The sequence below is a fragment of the Dickeya sp. Secpp 1600 genome, assembly GCF_003049805.1.
GTDB classification, from domain to species: domain Bacteria; phylum Pseudomonadota; class Gammaproteobacteria; order Enterobacterales; family Enterobacteriaceae; genus Dickeya; species Dickeya fangzhongdai.
Window position 1 is genome coordinate 3,122,566 of record NZ_CP023484.1, and the last position, 17,546, is coordinate 3,140,111.

Below are 17,546 nucleotides of genomic sequence, written 5' to 3' on the forward strand. Positions count from 1 at the left end.
GTATGACGGGTATATAAGGAGTCACCATGCGCGTTATAACACTGGCAGGTAGCCCGCGTTACCCTTCCCGTTCAACCGCTTTATTGCATCACGCCGGAAAATGGCTGGAAGCCAAAGGCGCCGAGGTGTTGCCGTGGCACCTGCACAACTTTCCGCCGGAAGACCTGCTCAATGCCCGTTTCGACAGCCCGGCGCTGCAAACCCTGAATGAACAACTCGCCAGCGCCGACGGCCTGCTGATCGCCACCCCGATTTACAAAGCGTCGTTTTCCGGCGGCCTGAAAGCGCTGCTGGACGTGTTGCCGGAGCGAGCGCTGGAACACAAAGTGGTGCTGCCGCTGTCCACCGCCGGCTCCGTCGCCCACATGCTGGCTGTGGATTACAGCCTTAAACCGGTGCTGAACGCGCTGAAAGCACAGGAAATTCTGCAGGGCGTGTTCGCAGATGACAGCCAGATCAGCCACTACGACCGTACCCCGATCTTCAGCGATGCGCTGGAAGCCCGTCTGCAAGACGCCCTGAATATCTTCTTTCAGGCATTGATTCGCCGTCAGCCCGAACCCTTGCGTCAGAGCGCCTGACCGGCTGCTTTATATAAGGAAAGAAATGCTATGTTGTCCCGGATTAAACAAGCCGCCCTGACACTGCTGTTCTCTGGCGCGCTCGGCGTGTCCGCTCTCGCCCACGCGGCCAGCGACCCTGAACAGTTGCGTATCGGTTTTCAGAAAGGTTCGGTCAGCCTGGTGCTGGCTAAGACCCATCAGTTGCTGGAAAAACAGTTCCCGCACACCAAAATCAGCTGGATTGAATTTCCAGCCGGGCCGCAAATGCTGGAAGCGCTGAACATCGGCAGCATCGATGTCGGCAGTACCGGCGATATCCCGCCGCTCTTCGCACAGGCCGCCGGCGCCGATCTGGTCTACATCGGTGTCGAACCGCCCAAACCTAAAGCCGAAGTGATTCTGGTCAAGAGCGACAGCCCGATCAAAACCGTCGCCGACCTGAAAGGCCGCAAGGTGGCGTTCCAGAAAGGATCCAGTTCCCACAACCTGCTGCTGCGCAATCTGAAGAAAGCAGGGCTGACATTCGCCGATATTCAGCCGACCTACCTGACGCCGGCCGACGCTCGCGCCGCATTCCAGCAGGGTAACGTCGATGCCTGGACCATCTGGGATCCCTACTATTCCGCCGCGCTGCTGCAAGGCGGCGTGCGGGTACTGGCCGACGGTACCGACCTGAATCTGACCGGTTCGTTTTACCTGGCGTCCCGCCGTTATGCCGAACAACACGGCGCGTTCCTGCAACAGTTACTCAATACGCTGACCCAGGCCGACGCCCTGACCATCAGCCAGCGTTCGCAAAGCGTTACGTTGCTGGCCAACGCCATGGGGTTGCCGGAAGCGGTTATCAGCACCTATTTCGATCATCGTCCGGTGACGGTGATCAAACCGGTGGATGAACGCACGCTGCAAGCGCAGCAGCACACCGCCGACCTGTTTTACGAAAACCGCCTGATTCCCACCAGGCTGGATGTCGCCAGCCGCATCTGGCGCGCCCCGGCAGCACACTAATCCTGCCTGATTTCATGGAGACGATGACAATGAGTCTGAATATTTTCTGGTTCCTGCCCACTCACGGCGATGGGCACTACTTTGGCAAAGGCGAAAACGCTCGCCCGGTTGATTACGGTTACCTGCAGCAGATCGCGCAAGCGGCGGACCGACTGGGTTTCGGCGGCGTGCTGATCCCTACCGGCCGTTCTTGCGAAGACTCCTGGCTGGTGGCGTCATCGCTGATCCCGGTCACCCAGCGTCTGCGTTTTCTGGTGGCGCTGCGCCCGGGCATCATCTCGCCCACGCTGGCCGCCCGTCAGGCCGCCACGCTGGATCGGCTGTCCAACGGCCGGGCGCTGTTTAATCTGGTGACCGGCGGCGATCCGGACGAACTGGCCGCCGAAGGGCTGTTTCTCGATCATGAAGCACGCTATGAAGCGTCCGCCGAATTTACCCGTATCTGGCGGCGGGTGCTGGAGGGCGAAACCGTCGATTACGACGGCAAGCACATTCAGGTGAAAGGCGCCAAGCTGCACTACCCGCCGGTACAACAGCCGCGTCCGCCGCTCTACTTCGGCGGTTCATCCGACGCGGCGCTGGATCTGGCCGCCGAACAGGTAGAACTCTACCTCACCTGGGGCGAGCCGCCGGCGCAGGTAAAAGAAAAGCTGGATAGCGTACGGGCCAAAGCCGCCGCACAAGGGCGCAGCGTACGTTTCGGCATCCGCCTGCACGTCATTGTGCGCGAAACCAATGAAGAGGCCTGGCAGGCCGCCAACCGCCTGATATCCCGGCTGGACGACGACACCATCGCTCAGGCGCAGGCATCGCTGAAACGTTTTGACTCGGTGGGCCAGCAACGCATGGTGGCGCTGCACGGCGGTCGCCGCGACAAGCTGGAGATCAGCCCCAACCTGTGGGCCGGCATCGGTCTGGTGCGCGGCGGTGCCGGCACCGCACTGGTGGGCGACCCGCAAACCGTGGCGCAACGCATTCAGGAATACGCCGATCTGGGCATCGATACGTTTGTTCTGTCCGGCTATCCGCATCTGGAGGAAGCCTACAAAGTGGGCGAACTGCTGTTTCCACATCTGGATGTGGCGGTACCGGAAGTGCCGCAACCGCAGCCTCTGCGTTCGCAAGGCGAAATCGTCGGCAACGAGTTTGTCCCGCTGCTGAAAGCGGCGCAGAGCTGAGGGCGGCCGCATGCGCAAGACACTGACGCTTATTACCGAACGCCTGACGCCCTGGCTGCTGCCGCTGCTGCTGGTGGCGGTCTGGCAGCTCGCGTCCAGCGTCGGCTGGCTCTCCACCCGGATCCTGCCTTCGCCGGAAGCGATTGCCGTGACCTTCTGGCGGCTGACCCGCAGCGGTGAACTGTGGCAGCACCTCAGTATCAGTACCTGGCGTGCGCTGACCGGGTTTGCCATCGGCGGTGCGCTGGGGCTGGCGCTTGGCTTTATTACCGGGCTGTCCCGCACCGGCGAGCGCCTGCTGGACACCTCGGTGCAGATGCTGCGCAACGTGCCGCATCTGGCATTGATCCCACTGGTGATTCTGTGGTTCGGCATTGAAGAGAGCGCCAAGATCTTTCTGGTGGCGCTCGGCACCCTGTTCCCTGTCTACCTCAATACCTATCACGGTATCCGTAATATCGACAGCGGCCTGCTGGAAATGTCGCGCAGTTACGGCCTGTCCGGCTTCCGGCTGTTCCGCGAGGTGCTGCTGCCCGGCGCGCTGCCCTCGATCATGGTCGGCGTGCGTTTCTCGCTCGGCTTGATGTGGCTGACGCTGATCGTAGCGGAAACCATCTCCGCCAGTTCCGGCATCGGCTATCTGGCGATGAACGCCCGCGAATTTCTGCAAACCGATGTGGTGGTGGTGGCGATCATTCTGTACGCCCTGCTGGGCAAGCTGGCTGACGTCATCGCCCTGACGCTGGAACGCATCTGGCTGCGTTGGCACCCCAGTTGGCAATTAACGGAGGAACACGCATGACTCTCGACACCACTGCGCTCAATACCGCCGCACCGGCCCGTCTTAACGCCGGCACCCCGTTGCTGATCAACGGCGTCACCAAGCGCTATGGTCAGCGCACTATTCTGCATGACGTACACCTGCACATTCCGGCCGGTCAGTTCGTCGCCGTAGTCGGCCGCAGCGGCTGCGGTAAGAGCACCCTGCTGCGCCTGCTGGCTGGTCTGGAGCACGCCAGCGGCGGGGAATTGCTGGCCGGCCGCGCCCCGCTGCATCAGGCGCGCGACGATATCCGGCTGATGTTTCAGGAAGCACGGTTGTTGCCCTGGAAGCGGGTGCTCGACAACGTCGGACTGGGATTGCGCGGCGAATGGCGCACGGCTGCGCATCAGGCGCTGGACGCGGTCGGGCTGTCATCACGGGCCGCCGACTGGCCGGCCGCGCTGTCCGGCGGGCAAAAACAACGGGTGGCGCTGGCGCGCGCGCTGATCCATCGCCCCGGTCTATTATTGCTGGATGAACCGCTTGGCGCGCTGGACGCGCTGACGCGTATCGAAATGCAGGGGTTGATCGAATCCCTATGGCTGCAACAGGGATTTACCGTACTGCTGGTGACCCACGACGTCAGCGAAGCCGTCGCGCTGGCCGACCGGGTGATCCTGATCGAAGAAGGCCGGGTCGGGCTGGATGTGGCGATTGACCTGCCGCGACCGCGCCGCCGCGGCTCCGCCCGGCTGGCGGAACTGGAAGCGCAGGTGCTGGAGCGGATTTTGATGCCTACGGCTGATGCTTCCGCCCGTGTTGGGCTGGCCGAGCCTCAACGCGTCGGCTGGTGAAGGATGTCGTTGATAAAAATAGGTGCGGTATTTGTCATATCCGCACCTTACCCTCAGAGCGGATAGTCAAAACGATAAATACGCCCGTTTTCATTGAGTGCCGCCACCTGCGCCAGCGCTTCCTGCTCGCTGTAGTGAAATTCGTTCATCAGCACAGTAAACAGATGATAAAACTCCCCTTTCATGTCGGTGACAAAAATGCCTTGATCGTCAGACCCTAATGCCACCGACATGCGGTGATCGCCTGCAACATAACGCCCAGGAATATGCATCCAGCGAAACACATGGTGCTGGGTAATATCATCGTAATAACTGATCCTGACATTACTGGTGGGCAGCGTTTCAATCACCACTTGCTTTTCACGAATCCGCTTTTGCACGTACTGCTGTGCCGCCAACAGGATGGCATCGGGCAGAAAGGCTGTGTCGAACTCGGCAGAAACTTCATACCGTTTGATCGCTTCTGCATCAAACCAACGTTGTTTTAGCAATGATAGCGCCTCTTGGCCGTGGCGATTTGCAAACTCGACTACCCGGTCAAACTCTTCACCCACCCAGCCTATCGGCCGGTCAGAGTGGTCTTGCAGATAATTTCGCACCTGTATGGGGTCAAGCCCGCGCCCGTCAAAAAAGTGCTGTAACACGACGGCTGAAGGATGCCGTTCAAAAATCCGGTACGCCAGCATCGCAATTTCGCTATCCAGTCGTACCAGCGATAAATCGCCTCCCTCACGCTGTTCCAGCAGCAATTTGCGCACAAATAGCAGATCTTCGAGCCATTCACCTTGCTTAATAAACAGCGTGTCCGTCATTTTCATGCGCCAAAACGTCGGCATGATGCCAATCGCCGTGGCATGACCGATACGATCGCCATTCGATAACTCCAGCAACGTCAGGCTGTCGTAGACAGCGCGAATGCCGCTGATCAGGTGCTCAAAATCCTCCCCGGCGTGGTAGGTAAAATGGGCAATGCCCTGACGGCGGGCCTGACGAAAAAGCACCGCAAACACGTCAGGTGGAGCCTCACGCTCATTGGCTGCGGCATCAAACCCGGTAAGCAGCGATCGCAACGCCGGAAACTCGTCCAACACCTGAAATAATGAGTGAGCACGCGTCAACACATCTTCACGTAGTACGCTGAAATGGGAGGAGCCATCACGATAATCCCAACGACGTTTGATGAAATGCACCACCAGCCGTAACGTCGGGCGCGTAACGCTATGGCAATCTCGCGCCAACGCATTTAACTCTTGTGGTTGCTCAAACAATGAAACTGAAGGATGCCGATAGCGCCAGAACCCATCTAAAATGCGTGTTATTAACGCGACATTCTCCTCGATGTTGCTCTTCGGAGCGAAGCGTCCTTCAACGGTCGCCATTACCGATGTGCCCGATGCCTGCTCGCCATGTAACTGATAAAAGCGCGCGGCATAGTCTTTTTCTATCGGCTCGCGCGGGCCCAATTCAGTAAACTTTTGGAACTGATCAAAACCTATCTGATCGGTGCGCTGCACCAGCAAGCGTTGAAACAGGTTCATGCACAATACATACAGCCAATAACAGGCATCTTCCGTCACCGACGGATGCTGGCGTAGCGCATGTAACACCCGAATATGAAAATGCAGCTCGCACAGGCCCTGATACTGTTGCTCCTGGGCATACGCCGCCTGCTCCCAGGCAAAAAAGCCCGAATCGGGAGCGACAATATCGTTACAGCGCAGCACCTCCGCAAAGCATTGCCGTGCTGGTTTACCCTCACATTCCGGGTGATACCGACCCTCGGCCCAGCGCAATAGCCATTCGCGGCAATAACGGGCGATATGCAGCATACGGCTGACTTTAACCGGAGCATCCAGCGAACTGGCTACAGCATAAAAGCGCCGCAACCGGGTAGGGTCATCTTTACGGCAGTTCTCCATTTCATTGATAAGCTCATCGGGATTCAGCAGGCTGTGATGCCACATCAGTTCCACAAAGGTGGTGCCGTTAAGGTGCATATGCGCTTCATGTAGCCCTTCGCGCCGCAGATAATCTTCCACCCGTGGATGCCAGGGCGACACAATCGGCCGGTAACCCAAAGTCTGCTTCAGCCGCGCCAGCAATTCAAACGACTGTGGGTACACCTTACCGCACCACATCTGTTCCAGTTGATAAGCGATAACCGGGAAACCGGATTGATTCGCTACCCAGTTTTGCCACTCGCCAAAGCGCGACTGGCGTACCGCCAGCCGACGCGAATCGTCTTCCAGATGATAGCGTGCCGCCTGCCCGAGTAGCGCCCGGCACCAGCCTTTGGTTTCACGCTGACGCGCTAATAGATGATCCCAATGGCGCTCAAACATCGGGTCAGTGTGCATAAACTGGCGCTGATACCAACTGTTATAGGTGACTGCTTCAATGTCTTTTTCCGGCAATATCGAGCACTCACCCGATAGCAACAACGGCAGTTGCGTTAGCAAAAGCTCATACAACCGAGGCTCGGACAGGAGATATTGGTTGATAAACATGTTGGGGCCTTATTTGCTACCTGATTGTGAGTTTGCCGTTGACGTTCTTCTTGCAGGTGCTGATGACTCCTTCTTTTTTGGGGTTATAAAACATCCGGAAACAGGCAACCGGGAAATATATAAATATTTTTCTCCCGAAGATGTACTGTTTTTCTGAGCTGTTGCAGATGCTGAAGTCCCTTGCTCTGACACAGCGTTATTTTCTTCAATAGAATATAAGCATTCCAATAACCCAGTAGATAAAATTGCCTGATAGAGTTTTTCTCTATCTGCTTTCTCTTCCTCATTGATCTTTAGCAAAGAAATTTTTTCTTTATCTTCTTTACAAAAAGATGATGAATTCGTGTCTGGTAATAAAAAAGGTAGAACAAGCGGACATCGAATAATTGCACTGGTTACAGGAAGTAAATCAAGAAACGGCTTAACACCATTCGCACCACTGTTAATGAAACCAACAACGCGATTTATATTATTGACTAGCTCTCTGGGTGAAGTGGCCGTATTTTTAGCAGAATAAAACCTCTCAACAAGTTCATCGGGTGTATTTGAACTATAGTAAACCTCTTCTATCAGAAAAGCATTTATCACCCCAAAGACAAAAAATGAGAAAAGATGGCCGAGTAGAATATCTTCTTTTTCACCTCCACCTGGATATGAGAATTTACTGCTGGCAGAATCCTTGGAAGCAGACAGCAACGTATATTGCACTCTTTCCCATATTTTCCCCATCAGCAATGAGGAGCAGGTCAATTCGCTCATGCCTTTCCACAAAGTGATTTTTTCGTTCAGAGTTCTTATAAACTTATTTTCTGAATCCTGTGTATCATCATCACTGCTATCAGCATCGCCTTCTTCATCATCCGTCTCCTTTCTTCTATCTAAAAATGCTGGGTAACCGAACGTCAGCACTGAAATAAAACGCTCAACTGAATAATTACTATTTTTATCCAGCAATCGAGCCATCACTGCCAGTAAGCTAAAGATAGAAATATAATCTCTTTTTTCTGCCCCTTCCTGAACACTGCTGGATGATGCGAGAATAGTCACTGCCGCGACTACATCAACATAATTATCAATTCCTCCTAAATTTCTGGAAAGCCAATCCAGCGAGCTTATAACATCCTTTCTTTGCCATCCCGTTATGCGTTTAAAACGGGTTTCAACAAATTTCTCACTTCTCCTTCTGCCAACATTTATCACCCCACCATGAATCTGTTTTAATTTTTTATCATTCCCATGAAAAATAATTGGGTTACAATGTGCTGCCACGCCGGTGACGCTTTCACCACGGGTTAAGCCAAGATACTCAATATATGCTCGTGGCAGATTGTTTCCCACATTCTCTTTTTCAGCCAGATAATGCATATAGAGATTGGCGGGCATCGCACTGGTTAACATAAAGGTCAGCGCGTTTGATAATGTATTTTTTTCTAATAACCGGCTCACCAGCATTGCCAAATACATTTTGACGGCATTATAGGCTTCATCGTCACTATCGGGACGCAAATAAAACCCGGTTTCCAAGTCGCCGTGCCGATGACATAAGCTAAATATCTCACAGGCAATTTTATTAACATCCTTACCACCTTCTCCCAACAAAGAATCACCAACACCTTTCCCAATGATTTCATTAATAAAAAGTCGCCTTAATGCAGAGATTACTGTATCTGACAGTTCAGGCGATTTTAGCAGTTTACCATCTGGATTAACGGGTATCATTTTTAACAACTGAACGACGGTTCGTATTGGCTGAGAGAGAATAAAATCCCGATAATATTTTTGCTGTGAGTTCTTTATTTTTAGTGAAAGAGAAATGATATTAGATAAAAGATCAGGTGGTATGTTATCTCCGTTCAGCTCTGCACCTTCAATCCCTTGATATATCAACCCACTCTTTGCAAAGCGAACATTTCCACGTTCGAATAATTGAAGCAATAGTCTCAAATCTATTCGCTGATACGCAGGAAAAACTTTTGTCATATACTGCTGAGTTAAATGACTCACCAAACTCACAGCTTCTTTATCATCATTTCCTTTTTTACCACCCGACTGTAATTCATTCTGTTTTTTATTTTTGACAATATGGTTATACAGCCGTAAATCCCCTGAAATCAGCACGACCAACCTGGGATGATTTAAATAGCGGCGGATGGTCTCCAGTACGTCGTAGGCTTTTTGCGTATGGGTATCAACATCATCAATAGCGATAATAAACAATTCTTTATTTAATGCCTTAGCGACCGCATTGATGAAATGATGAAAACGTTCTTCCAGATATTGCCCGCTTTTGGCACTTTTCAACGCCTGACTCAAGAACCAGCTATCGTCATGTTTATCATGGTTTGTTTTATGATGGCTGGCAATCCTCAGCCCTTCAGCCATTTCTTCAAGGCATGTATTCAAGTGGCGATTGATTTCTTCATCAGCACAATATTTCAGTCTTTCATCATATAATTGCTTAAATTTAACCACAATATCGACAAGAATATTTTGATGCGTTTCAATCAATGTCGGGTCGATAAATGCTAACGGACAAATTCCCTCATCATTATTTGAATAGTAATCCAGCATCGCACGTAAGAAGGTGGTTTTACCGGTGCCGCGCTGGCCATTAATAAAAATGGTATTATTGCTTCGGGGTATATCATTTAACCGTTTGTCAGCATCACAACGCTGACGGCACGAACTATCCTCACCATACTTTTTCAGGTTTTTAACAAACCCAGTGAGCAACTGCTCTAACTGCTCTTTCGCCATATACTGCAACATGGTGTTTTCATCGTATCGATTTAAGTCAAATACATTATCGAGATCAATAATAATCTCGCTACTATTATTCGTACTCATAACCGCCCCATGAAATTAAATTATATTAAAATAATAAAAACCAATCCGGTTTAACGGCCGAAGTTATTACATCCGAATAAATAAATGTCAATAAAGCAGGAAACACAGTTAGAGAGATAACTGAGGGAGTAACAGAAAATGTGATGGAATCAAAAATAAAGCCGGGATATTCCTATTCCCGGCTTTAGCATTACGGCGAACAGATAAATCATCCGCTGTTTATGTGAGACTTACGCCCCCAGCGCCTTGGTGATCTTCTCGAACAGATCGCCGGACAGGTTTTCCAGCCCTTTCAGCGTTTCCAGCGCCTGACGCATCAGCGCCTGACGGTTGCTGTCGTAACGCTTGAGGCGAATCAGCGGTTCAATCAGACGGGAAGCCACCTGCGGGTTGCGAGTGTTCAGATCGCTGAGCATCTCCGTCAGGAACTGATAGCCGCTGCCGTCTACCGCGTGGAACGCCGACGGGTTGCCCGCACAGAACGAGCCGACCAGCGAACGCAGACGGTTGGGGTTGTTCAGGCTGAAGGAACGGTGGTTGAGCAATTCACGCACCCGGTTCAACACGTCGCTGGCCGGGCTGCTGGCCTGCAGGACGAACCATTTGTCCATCACCAGACCATCCTGATGCCAGCGCTCGTCAAAGGCCGCCAGCAGCGTATCCCGGCACGGCAGTTGCGCAGCGACAGCCGCCGCCATCGCCGCCAGCGAATCGGTCATGTTGTCGGCATCGGTAAACTGCGCCGCCGCCAGCGCGTCCGCCAGGGAGCGATCGGCAAACGCCAGATAGCTCAGGCACACATTGCGCAGCGCACGTTTGCCCATATCCTGCTGATCAACGCGGTAGGACGCCAGTTTGTTGGCGCGATATACCGCCAGCAGTTCATCCGCCATTTCCTGCGCCAGCGTTTGCACCAGCGACTGACGCACCGCGGCAATAGCGTCCGGATCGATGACGTCAAACAGTTCGGCCATTTCGTTTTCGCTCGGCAGCGACAGGATCTGAGACGCCAGCATCGGATCCAGTTGGTCATCCAGCAGCACGCCGCGGAACGCATCCACCACGTGCATCGGCAGCGACAGCGGCTGTTTCTGCTGATAACGCGCCACGTTCAGGCGGATGTAGTTGGCCAGCAGACTCTGAGCCGCGTCCCAGCGGGAAAACGCATTGCTGGCGTGACGCATCAGGAACGTCAGTTGCTCATCGCTCCAGGGGTAGTTCAGTTTTACCGGCGCGGAGAATTCGCGCAGCAGCGACGGCACCGGCTGGCAGGGGACATCGTCAAACACGAACGTCTGTTCCGCTTCGGTCACGTTCAGCACCGAACCCAGCTTCTGCCCTTTCTGACGCAGCGGGATCACCAGCCCTTCGGTATCGTACAATTCCACATCCAGCGGGATATGCAGCGGCAGCTTGGGTTGCTTATCGGCGCCGACCGGCGTCGTCTGGCTGACGTGCAGGCGGTACTGACGGGTTGCGGCGTCGTAATCGTCGCGTACCGTCACCACCGGCGTGCCGGACTGGCTGTACCAGCGGCGGAACTGGGACAGATCGACGCTGGACGCGTCCTCCATCGCCTGCACAAAGTCATCACAGGTGGCGGCGCTGCCGTCATGACGATCAAAATACAGTCGCATTCCCGCCTGGAATTTCTCTTCACCCAGCAGCGTGTGCATCATACGAATCACTTCCGACCCTTTTTCGTAAACCGTCAGGGTATAGAAGTTATTCATCTCGATAACCTGATCCGGACGAATCGGGTGGGACATCGGGCTGGCATCTTCGGCGAACTGTGCGCCGCGCATGACGCGCACGTTGTCGATACGATTGGCCGGGCGGGAGCCGATGTCAGAGCTGAATTCCTGGTCGCGGAACACCGTCAGCCCTTCTTTCAGGCTCAGTTGGAACCAGTCGCGGCAGGTCACGCGGTTACCGGTCCAGTTGTGGAAATATTCGTGGGCGATCACCGCTTCGATACCGAGGTAATCCTTGTCGGTGGCGGTTTCAGCCTTTGCCAGCACAAACTTGGAGTTGAAAATGTTCAGCCCCTTGTTCTCCATCGCCCCCATGTTGAAGAAATCCACCGCCACGATCATATAAATGTCGAGGTCGTATTCCAGGCCAAAGCGGATTTCATCCCACTTCATGGCGTTCTTCAGCGAGGTCATCGCCCAGTCGGCGCGGTCGAGATTGCCGCGATCCACGAACAGCTCCAGCGCCACTTCTCGACCGGAACGGGTGATGAAACTGTCGCGCAGCACATCAAAATCGCCGGCCACCAGCGCAAACAGGTAGCAGGGTTTCGGGAACGGATCTTGCCATTCCACCCAGTGGCGGCCTTCGCCCAGTTCACCCTGCGCCACACGGTTACCGTTGGAGAGCAGGTACGGATAGCGCGCCTTATCGGCGGTAATACGGGTGGTGAAACGCGCCAATACGTCCGGGCGGTCCAGATAATAGGTGATGTGACGGAATCCTTCCGCTTCGCATTGGGTGCACAGCGCTTCGCCTGACTGATACAACCCTTCCAGCGCGCTGTTGGTCGCCGGGCTGATTTCCGTTTCAATCCGCAGCGTGAATTTCTCCGGCAACCCGGTCAGTTCCAGGCCGCCTTCCAGCAAACGGTGAGCCTGCCAGTCCTGACCATCGACCTGCACGCTCAGTAATTTCAGTCCTTCACCATCCAGTTTCAGCGCTGCGCCCTGCTCTCCTTGCAGCACTACCTGACTGACGGCTACCACCCGGGTCTGTTCCGGGTGCAGGTCAAAATCCAGCGCGATGTCGGTAATGGTATAGTCCGGCGCGCGGTAATCGTGCCGGTATTTGACTTGTGGTTGTTGACTCATGACTGATTACCTTAATGACAGCAGTAATGATGACGGCGCAGGATGCCCTGGCTGCGCATTCGTTCTTCCTTATATATAGAAGAACAAAAACGCGGTTAACACACCGAATGCTACCGGCTACGAAGAACCCGCGCAGTCGGGCAATAATCGCCGTCTTTTATGTATTCACACAGTAAACAGGGGTAAACAGCCTCCCTGCGCCGGCATTTATCCGCCGGTAAGCGGGAAACCGCATTATCGCCTGCTTACGCGCCTGATCCCGTCTACTTTGTACGCAGTTCCGTTATTCAACAGGCTGTTACGTCTATTAAAGGGGAGTGACTGTCGGAATGCAAACTTTCCTGCTTTTCATATGCTGTCGTGGCGGCAAGCCGATTTTCCCGGTAATTTTGTTTAGTATAAAAAACATTATAATTCAACCACTCATGTTAAATAGGCGGTAAAAACAGATACTTTTTTGTCACAATCGCACGATTGAATCTCGCCTTCATCCGCCCAATATGATGTGATAAGCCCAATTGAACAGACAGTTGGCTCTCGCTGTCGATGACCAAGACAGTCACTTGCATTAGCTTGTAAATTGTATTAAACGAGGATGCGGTAACGCATTATGACTTTACACACTGCCCCGATACTGACCTCATTGCTGGATACCGACGCCTATAAACTGCATATGCAGCAAGCGGTCTACCATCACTATCATAATGTGCATGTGGCCGCTGAATTTCGCTGCCGCGGCGATGAGTTGTTAGGGTGCTATGCCGATGAGATCCGGGCGCAGGTAGAGGCCATGAGCCAACTGTCGCTGCATGACGATGAGTACGCCTACCTCGCTTCCCTGCCGTTTTTCAAAACCGATTATCTCGACTGGCTGAAAACCTTCCGCTTTAATCCGGCGCAAATCCGCGTCAGCAATCATCAGGGCAAGCTGGATATTCGTATCACCGGGCCGTGGCGTGAAGTGATTCTGTGGGAAGTGCCGCTGCTGGCGGTCATCAGTGAAGTGGTGCACCGCGCCCGCACGCCCGGCGAGCACGTCGCCGCCGCGCTCAGCCAGTTGCACGACACGCTGGCGCGTTTTCGCCAGCACAGCGCCGATACCGACCTCAGCCGTTTCAGACTGATGGATTTCGGCACCCGCCGCCGTTTCTCTCGTGAGGTTCAGCACCAGATCGTGCGGACTCTCAAGGCGGAGTTCCCTTATCTGATCGGCACCAGCAACTACGATCTGGCGCGACGCCTGCAACTGACGCCGGTCGGTACCCAGGCGCACGAATGGTTCCAGGCCCATCAGCAGATCAGCCCGACGCTGGCCAACAGTCAACGGGCCGCGCTGGACGCCTGGCTGCAGGAATATCCGGAGCAGCTTGGTATCGCGCTGACCGACTGCATCACCATGGACGCTTTCCTGCGCGACTTCGACCGGCAATTCGCCCGGCGCTATCAGGGATTACGGCATGACTCCGGCGACCCGATCGAATGGGGTGAAAAAGCCATCGCCCATTATCACGCGCTGGATATCGATCCGATGAGCAAAACGCTGGTGTTTTCCGATAACCTCAATCTGGAAAAAGCGCTGCACCTTTACCGTCACTTCGGGCAACGCATCAACGTGGTCTTCGGTATCGGCACCCGCCTGACCTGCGATATCCCCGGCGTCAAACCGTTGAATATCGTCATCAAACTGGTGGAGTGCAACGGCAAACCGGTAGCCAAGCTGTCAGACAGCCCGGGAAAAACCATTTGCCAGGATCAGGCGTTCGTCAGCGCGCTGCGCAAGGCGTTTGATCTGCCGCGAGTGAAAAAAGCCTCCTGAGCATCGTGCCTCCTGTACGACTGACTACTCTTTAAGCCGGCAGCACCGGAATCGCGTAAAACTTGGCGCGTTCCGGTGATTTCTGCTTGTGTCCTGCCTAACGACAAGTAACATAACGAAACGCCCGTTGCTGGGCAGTGACAGTTACCCATTAAATTTCACCAATAGAGAGAATGTTATGAGCGTAGTGCCTGTAGTCGACGTACTGCAAGGCCGTGTCGCCGTTGACAGTGACGTCACCGTGCGCGGCTGGGTACGTACCCGGAGAGACTCTAAAGCCGGTATTTCCTTTATTGCCGTCTATGACGGTTCCTGCTTTGATTCGCTACAGGCCGTCGTCAATAATAATCTTGCCAATTACCAGAGCGATGTTCTGCGTTTGACTACCGGTTGTTCGGTGGAAGTCACCGGCAAGGTGGTGGAATCTCCCGGCGAAGGCCAAAGTTTTGAGCTGCAGGCGACCGAAATCAAGGTAGTCGGCTGGGTGGAAGATCCCGATACCTATCCGATGGCGGCCAAACGCCACAGCATCGAATACCTGCGTGAAGTCGCGCATTTGCGTCCACGCACCAACCTGGTCGGCGCCGTCGCCCGTGTGCGTCACACGCTGGCGCAGGCTATCCACCGCTTCTTCCATCAGAGCGGTTTCTACTGGGTTTCCACCCCGATCATTACCGCCTCCGATACCGAAGGCGCCGGCGAAATGTTCCGGGTATCCACACTGGATCTGGAAAACCTGCCGCGCAACGATCAGGGAAAAGTGGATTTCAGCGAAGATTTCTTCGGTAAAGAAGCATTCCTGACCGTATCCGGCCAGCTTAACGGCGAAACCTATGCCTGCGCCCTGTCTAAAATCTACACCTTCGGGCCGACCTTCCGTGCTGAAAACTCCAACACCAGCCGCCACCTGGCGGAATTCTGGATGATCGAGCCGGAAGTGGCGTTTGCGACGCTGGACGACGTCGCCGCGCTGGCGGAAAACCTGTTGAAGTTCGTGTTCAAGGCCGTACTGGAAGAACGTGCCGATGACATGAAATTCTTTGCTGAACGCGTGGATAAAGACGCCATCAGCCGGCTGGAGCGTTTTGTCAGCTCTGACTTCGCCCAGGTGGATTACACCGATGCCATCACTATCCTGGAAAACTGTGGGCAGACATTTGAAAACCCGGTTTCCTGGGGCATCGACCTGTCTTCCGAGCACGAACGCTATCTGGCAGAAAAACACTTCCAGGCGCCTGTCGTCGTCAAAAACTACCCGAAAGATATCAAAGCATTTTATATGCGCATGAACAGCGACGGCAAAACCGTGGCGGCAATGGACGTACTGGCGCCGGGCATCGGCGAAATTATCGGCGGTTCCCAGCGTGAAGAGCGTCTGGAACAACTGGATGCCCGTCTGGAGGAAATGGGACTCAGTAAAGAAGACTACTGGTGGTACCGCGATCTGCGTCGTTACGGCACCATCCCCCATTCTGGTTTCGGTCTCGGTTTTGAACGTTTGATTGCTTATGTAACCGGTGTACAAAATGTGCGCGATGTTATTCCGTTCCCGCGCACACCGCGCAGCGCCACCTTCTAAGCAAAAAATAACATAAGAAAAACAGATATCTGCACTAAGAAGGGCACCTTATGGGTGCCCTTCTTTTTTTGCTTAATGAATGTGTCATAAAGTTCCCTTATTTTTACATTTTGAAATATATTTTTTCTAATTATTACGTTTTTACGAAATTAGTATCATTTAAACGGTAGATAAACGAGGGCGTGAATGGAAAACTGCGTGAAGACACAGGAAGACAACTGTGCTCGCAATAAAGTTCCGTTAAGGTTTTTAATTGTGATGCAGAAGTCTGAATAACACCAATGAGGGTAATTAATAATGATGAAGCGCAATGTTCTTGCAGTGGTAATTCCTGCTCTGCTGGCTGCCGGTGCAGCTAACGCGGCTGAAATTTACAACAAAGACGGTAACAAGCTGGATCTGAATGGCCGTGTTGCAGCAAAACACTATTTCTCTGATGCTAATACCACTGCAGATGGCAGCGGCGATCAGACTTATGCCCGTCTGGGTTTCAAAGGCGAAACCAAAATCAACAGCGATTTAACTGGTTATGGGCGTTTTGAATATCAGTTTAATGGCAAAGAAGGTGAAGACACCAACGGCAGCAAAGGCAAAACTCGTTATGCTTATGCCGGTCTGAAATTCGCTGATTTCGGTTCTCTGGATTACGGTCGTAACCTGGGTATCGCTTATGACGGTATTTCTTATACCGATGTTCTGCCGGAGTTTGGTGGCGACCAGAGCGCAACTGATAGCATCACAGGTCGTTCAAGCGGTGTTGCTACTTACCGCAACAAAAACTTCTTTGGTTTGGTAGATGGCTGGGACTTCGGTCTGCAGTATCAGAGCAAAAACGAACGTACTGGCGACGGTTCAGTTTCTTCGTCTAACCCGCTGCGTAAAATCTCCCGTCAGAATGGCGACGGTTGGGGTGTTTCTTCATCTTACACCGCCCCGATTGGTGTTGGTGTTATCGCCTCTTACGAAGCTGTTGACCTGACAGACGCTCAGAAAGCTACCGGTGTCGGCGAAAAAGCTGAAGCTTGGGCAACTGGTCTGAAATATGATGCGAACAATGTATACGTTGCTGCAACTTACGGTCAGTACCATAACCTCAGTGCTGTAGGCCCTAACACTTTCGCTGATAAAACCAAAATCTTCGAAGCTGTCGCCCAGTACAACTTTGACTTTGGCCTGACCCCGTCTCTGGCTTACGTTTCTGCTAAAGCTGACGATGATACCTCAGCTCAGAAAACCAGCGCTTACATCACTAAATATGTCAGCGTTGCAGCCACTTACGCATTTAACAAAAACTTCTCTGCGTTTGCAGAGTATAAAATCAATCTGATTAACAATGACAGCAACCCATATGGCGTTGGCACTGCTAACACTGTTGCAACGGGCGTGATTTACCAGTTCTAAATTGGGAAGTGCCGAGAAAATTAATCGGCCAATATCATGCAAGAAAGCGCTGGTTTGCTTCGGCAACCAGCGTTTTTAATTATGCTACATGCGTCACAATAATTAAAAATAGTTATACATTGCTAATGCATAACTCATTTTTGCCGCTTTCATTCTCCACAACATACATTGCGATAAAATGTGA

The 17,546-nt window shown here is 53.2% G+C and carries 11 protein-coding genes; 8 read left to right on the forward strand and 3 right to left on the reverse strand.

Going from position 1 to position 17,546, the window contains the following annotated elements:
• The first annotated feature begins 26 nt into the window (after positions 1-26).
• Genes ssuE through ssuB form a run of 5 tightly spaced genes read left to right on the forward strand, consistent with a single transcriptional unit; the run spans position 27 to position 4,366 of the window.
• The gene (gene ssuE / locus CPA59_RS13780; protein WP_038919471.1) at positions 27-581 is read left to right on the forward strand and encodes an NADPH-dependent FMN reductase; all 555 of its coding nucleotides are present in this window, start codon (positions 27-29) and stop codon (positions 579-581) included.
• 30 nt (positions 582-611) lie between these two features.
• The gene (locus CPA59_RS13785) at positions 612-1,571 is read left to right on the forward strand and encodes a sulfonate ABC transporter substrate-binding protein (protein WP_107759726.1); all 960 of its coding nucleotides are present in this window, start codon (positions 612-614) and stop codon (positions 1,569-1,571) included.
• 29 nt (positions 1,572-1,600) lie between these two features.
• On the forward strand, positions 1,601-2,749 hold the full coding sequence (gene ssuD / locus CPA59_RS13790) for an FMNH2-dependent alkanesulfonate monooxygenase (RefSeq protein ID WP_038668112.1): 1,149 nt from the start codon (positions 1,601-1,603) through the stop codon (positions 2,747-2,749).
• A 10-nt stretch (positions 2,750-2,759) separates the two neighbouring features.
• Positions 2,760-3,551, forward strand: coding sequence for an aliphatic sulfonate ABC transporter permease SsuC (gene ssuC, locus CPA59_RS13795; protein ID WP_107759728.1), 792 nt, complete (start codon positions 2,760-2,762; stop codon positions 3,549-3,551).
• Positions 3,548-4,366, forward strand: coding sequence for an aliphatic sulfonates ABC transporter ATP-binding protein (gene ssuB, locus CPA59_RS13800; RefSeq protein ID WP_107759730.1), 819 nt, complete (start codon positions 3,548-3,550; stop codon positions 4,364-4,366). Before ssuC ends, ssuB begins: the two co-directional genes overlap by 4 nt.
• Positions 4,367-4,419: 53 nt before the next feature.
• On the opposite strand, the gene CPA59_RS13805 is transcribed toward ssuB, so the two are convergent.
• The 3 genes from CPA59_RS13805 to pepN form a co-directional block, all read right to left on the reverse strand.
• Positions 4,420-6,873, reverse strand: coding sequence for a hypothetical protein (locus tag CPA59_RS13805; protein ID WP_107759732.1), 2,454 nt, complete (start codon positions 6,871-6,873; stop codon positions 4,420-4,422).
• A gap of 9 nt (positions 6,874-6,882) precedes the next feature.
• Positions 6,883-9,720 carry a P-loop NTPase fold protein gene (locus CPA59_RS13810; protein WP_107759734.1) on the reverse strand — a complete coding sequence of 946 codons (2,838 nt, stop codon included), beginning with the start codon at positions 9,718-9,720 and terminating at the stop codon, positions 6,883-6,885.
• A 230-nt stretch (positions 9,721-9,950) separates the two neighbouring features.
• A complete protein-coding gene (pepN, locus tag CPA59_RS13815) occupies positions 9,951-12,566 on the reverse strand; it encodes an aminopeptidase N (protein ID WP_107759736.1) in 2,616 nt (871 codons plus the stop codon).
• Positions 12,567-13,176: 610 nt separating this feature from the next.
• Here pepN and pncB point away from each other — a divergent pair.
• From pncB to CPA59_RS13830, 3 genes are all read left to right on the forward strand, one after another.
• Positions 13,177-14,382, forward strand: coding sequence for a nicotinate phosphoribosyltransferase (gene pncB / locus CPA59_RS13820; protein WP_107759738.1), 1,206 nt, complete (start codon positions 13,177-13,179; stop codon positions 14,380-14,382).
• A 178-nt stretch (positions 14,383-14,560) separates the two neighbouring features.
• Complete coding sequence (gene asnS / locus CPA59_RS13825; RefSeq protein ID WP_038919478.1) at positions 14,561-15,961, forward strand: asparagine--tRNA ligase; 1,401 nt, start codon at positions 14,561-14,563, stop codon at positions 15,959-15,961.
• A 297-nt stretch (positions 15,962-16,258) separates the two neighbouring features.
• Entirely contained in the window at positions 16,259-17,362 is a 1,104-nt protein-coding gene (locus tag CPA59_RS13830) for a porin (protein WP_049855095.1), read from the forward strand.
• Positions 17,363-17,546: the final 184 nt, after the last annotated feature.

What these genes read in the sequence shown, in the direction of transcription:
- ssuE (WP_038919471.1), top strand. Translation starts at nt 27, where the DNA reads ATGCGCGTTATAACACTGGCAGGTAGCCCGCGTTACCCTTCCCGTTCA.
- CPA59_RS13785 (WP_107759726.1), top strand. Translation starts at nt 612, where the DNA reads ATGTTGTCCCGGATTAAACAAGCCGCCCTGACACTGCTGTTCTCTGGC.
- ssuD (WP_038668112.1), top strand. Translation starts at nt 1,601, where the DNA reads ATGAGTCTGAATATTTTCTGGTTCCTGCCCACTCACGGCGATGGGCAC.
- ssuC (WP_107759728.1), top strand. Translation starts at nt 2,760, where the DNA reads ATGCGCAAGACACTGACGCTTATTACCGAACGCCTGACGCCCTGGCTG.
- ssuB (WP_107759730.1), top strand. Translation starts at nt 3,548, where the DNA reads ATGACTCTCGACACCACTGCGCTCAATACCGCCGCACCGGCCCGTCTT.
- CPA59_RS13805 (WP_107759732.1), bottom strand. Translation starts at nt 6,873, where the DNA reads ATGTTTATCAACCAATATCTCCTGTCCGAGCCTCGGTTGTATGAGCTT.
- CPA59_RS13810 (WP_107759734.1), bottom strand. Translation starts at nt 9,720, where the DNA reads ATGAGTACGAATAATAGTAGCGAGATTATTATTGATCTCGATAATGTA.
- pepN (WP_107759736.1), bottom strand. Translation starts at nt 12,566, where the DNA reads ATGAGTCAACAACCACAAGTCAAATACCGGCACGATTACCGCGCGCCG.
- pncB (WP_107759738.1), top strand. Translation starts at nt 13,177, where the DNA reads ATGACTTTACACACTGCCCCGATACTGACCTCATTGCTGGATACCGAC.
- asnS (WP_038919478.1), top strand. Translation starts at nt 14,561, where the DNA reads ATGAGCGTAGTGCCTGTAGTCGACGTACTGCAAGGCCGTGTCGCCGTT.
- CPA59_RS13830 (WP_049855095.1), top strand. Translation starts at nt 16,259, where the DNA reads ATGATGAAGCGCAATGTTCTTGCAGTGGTAATTCCTGCTCTGCTGGCT.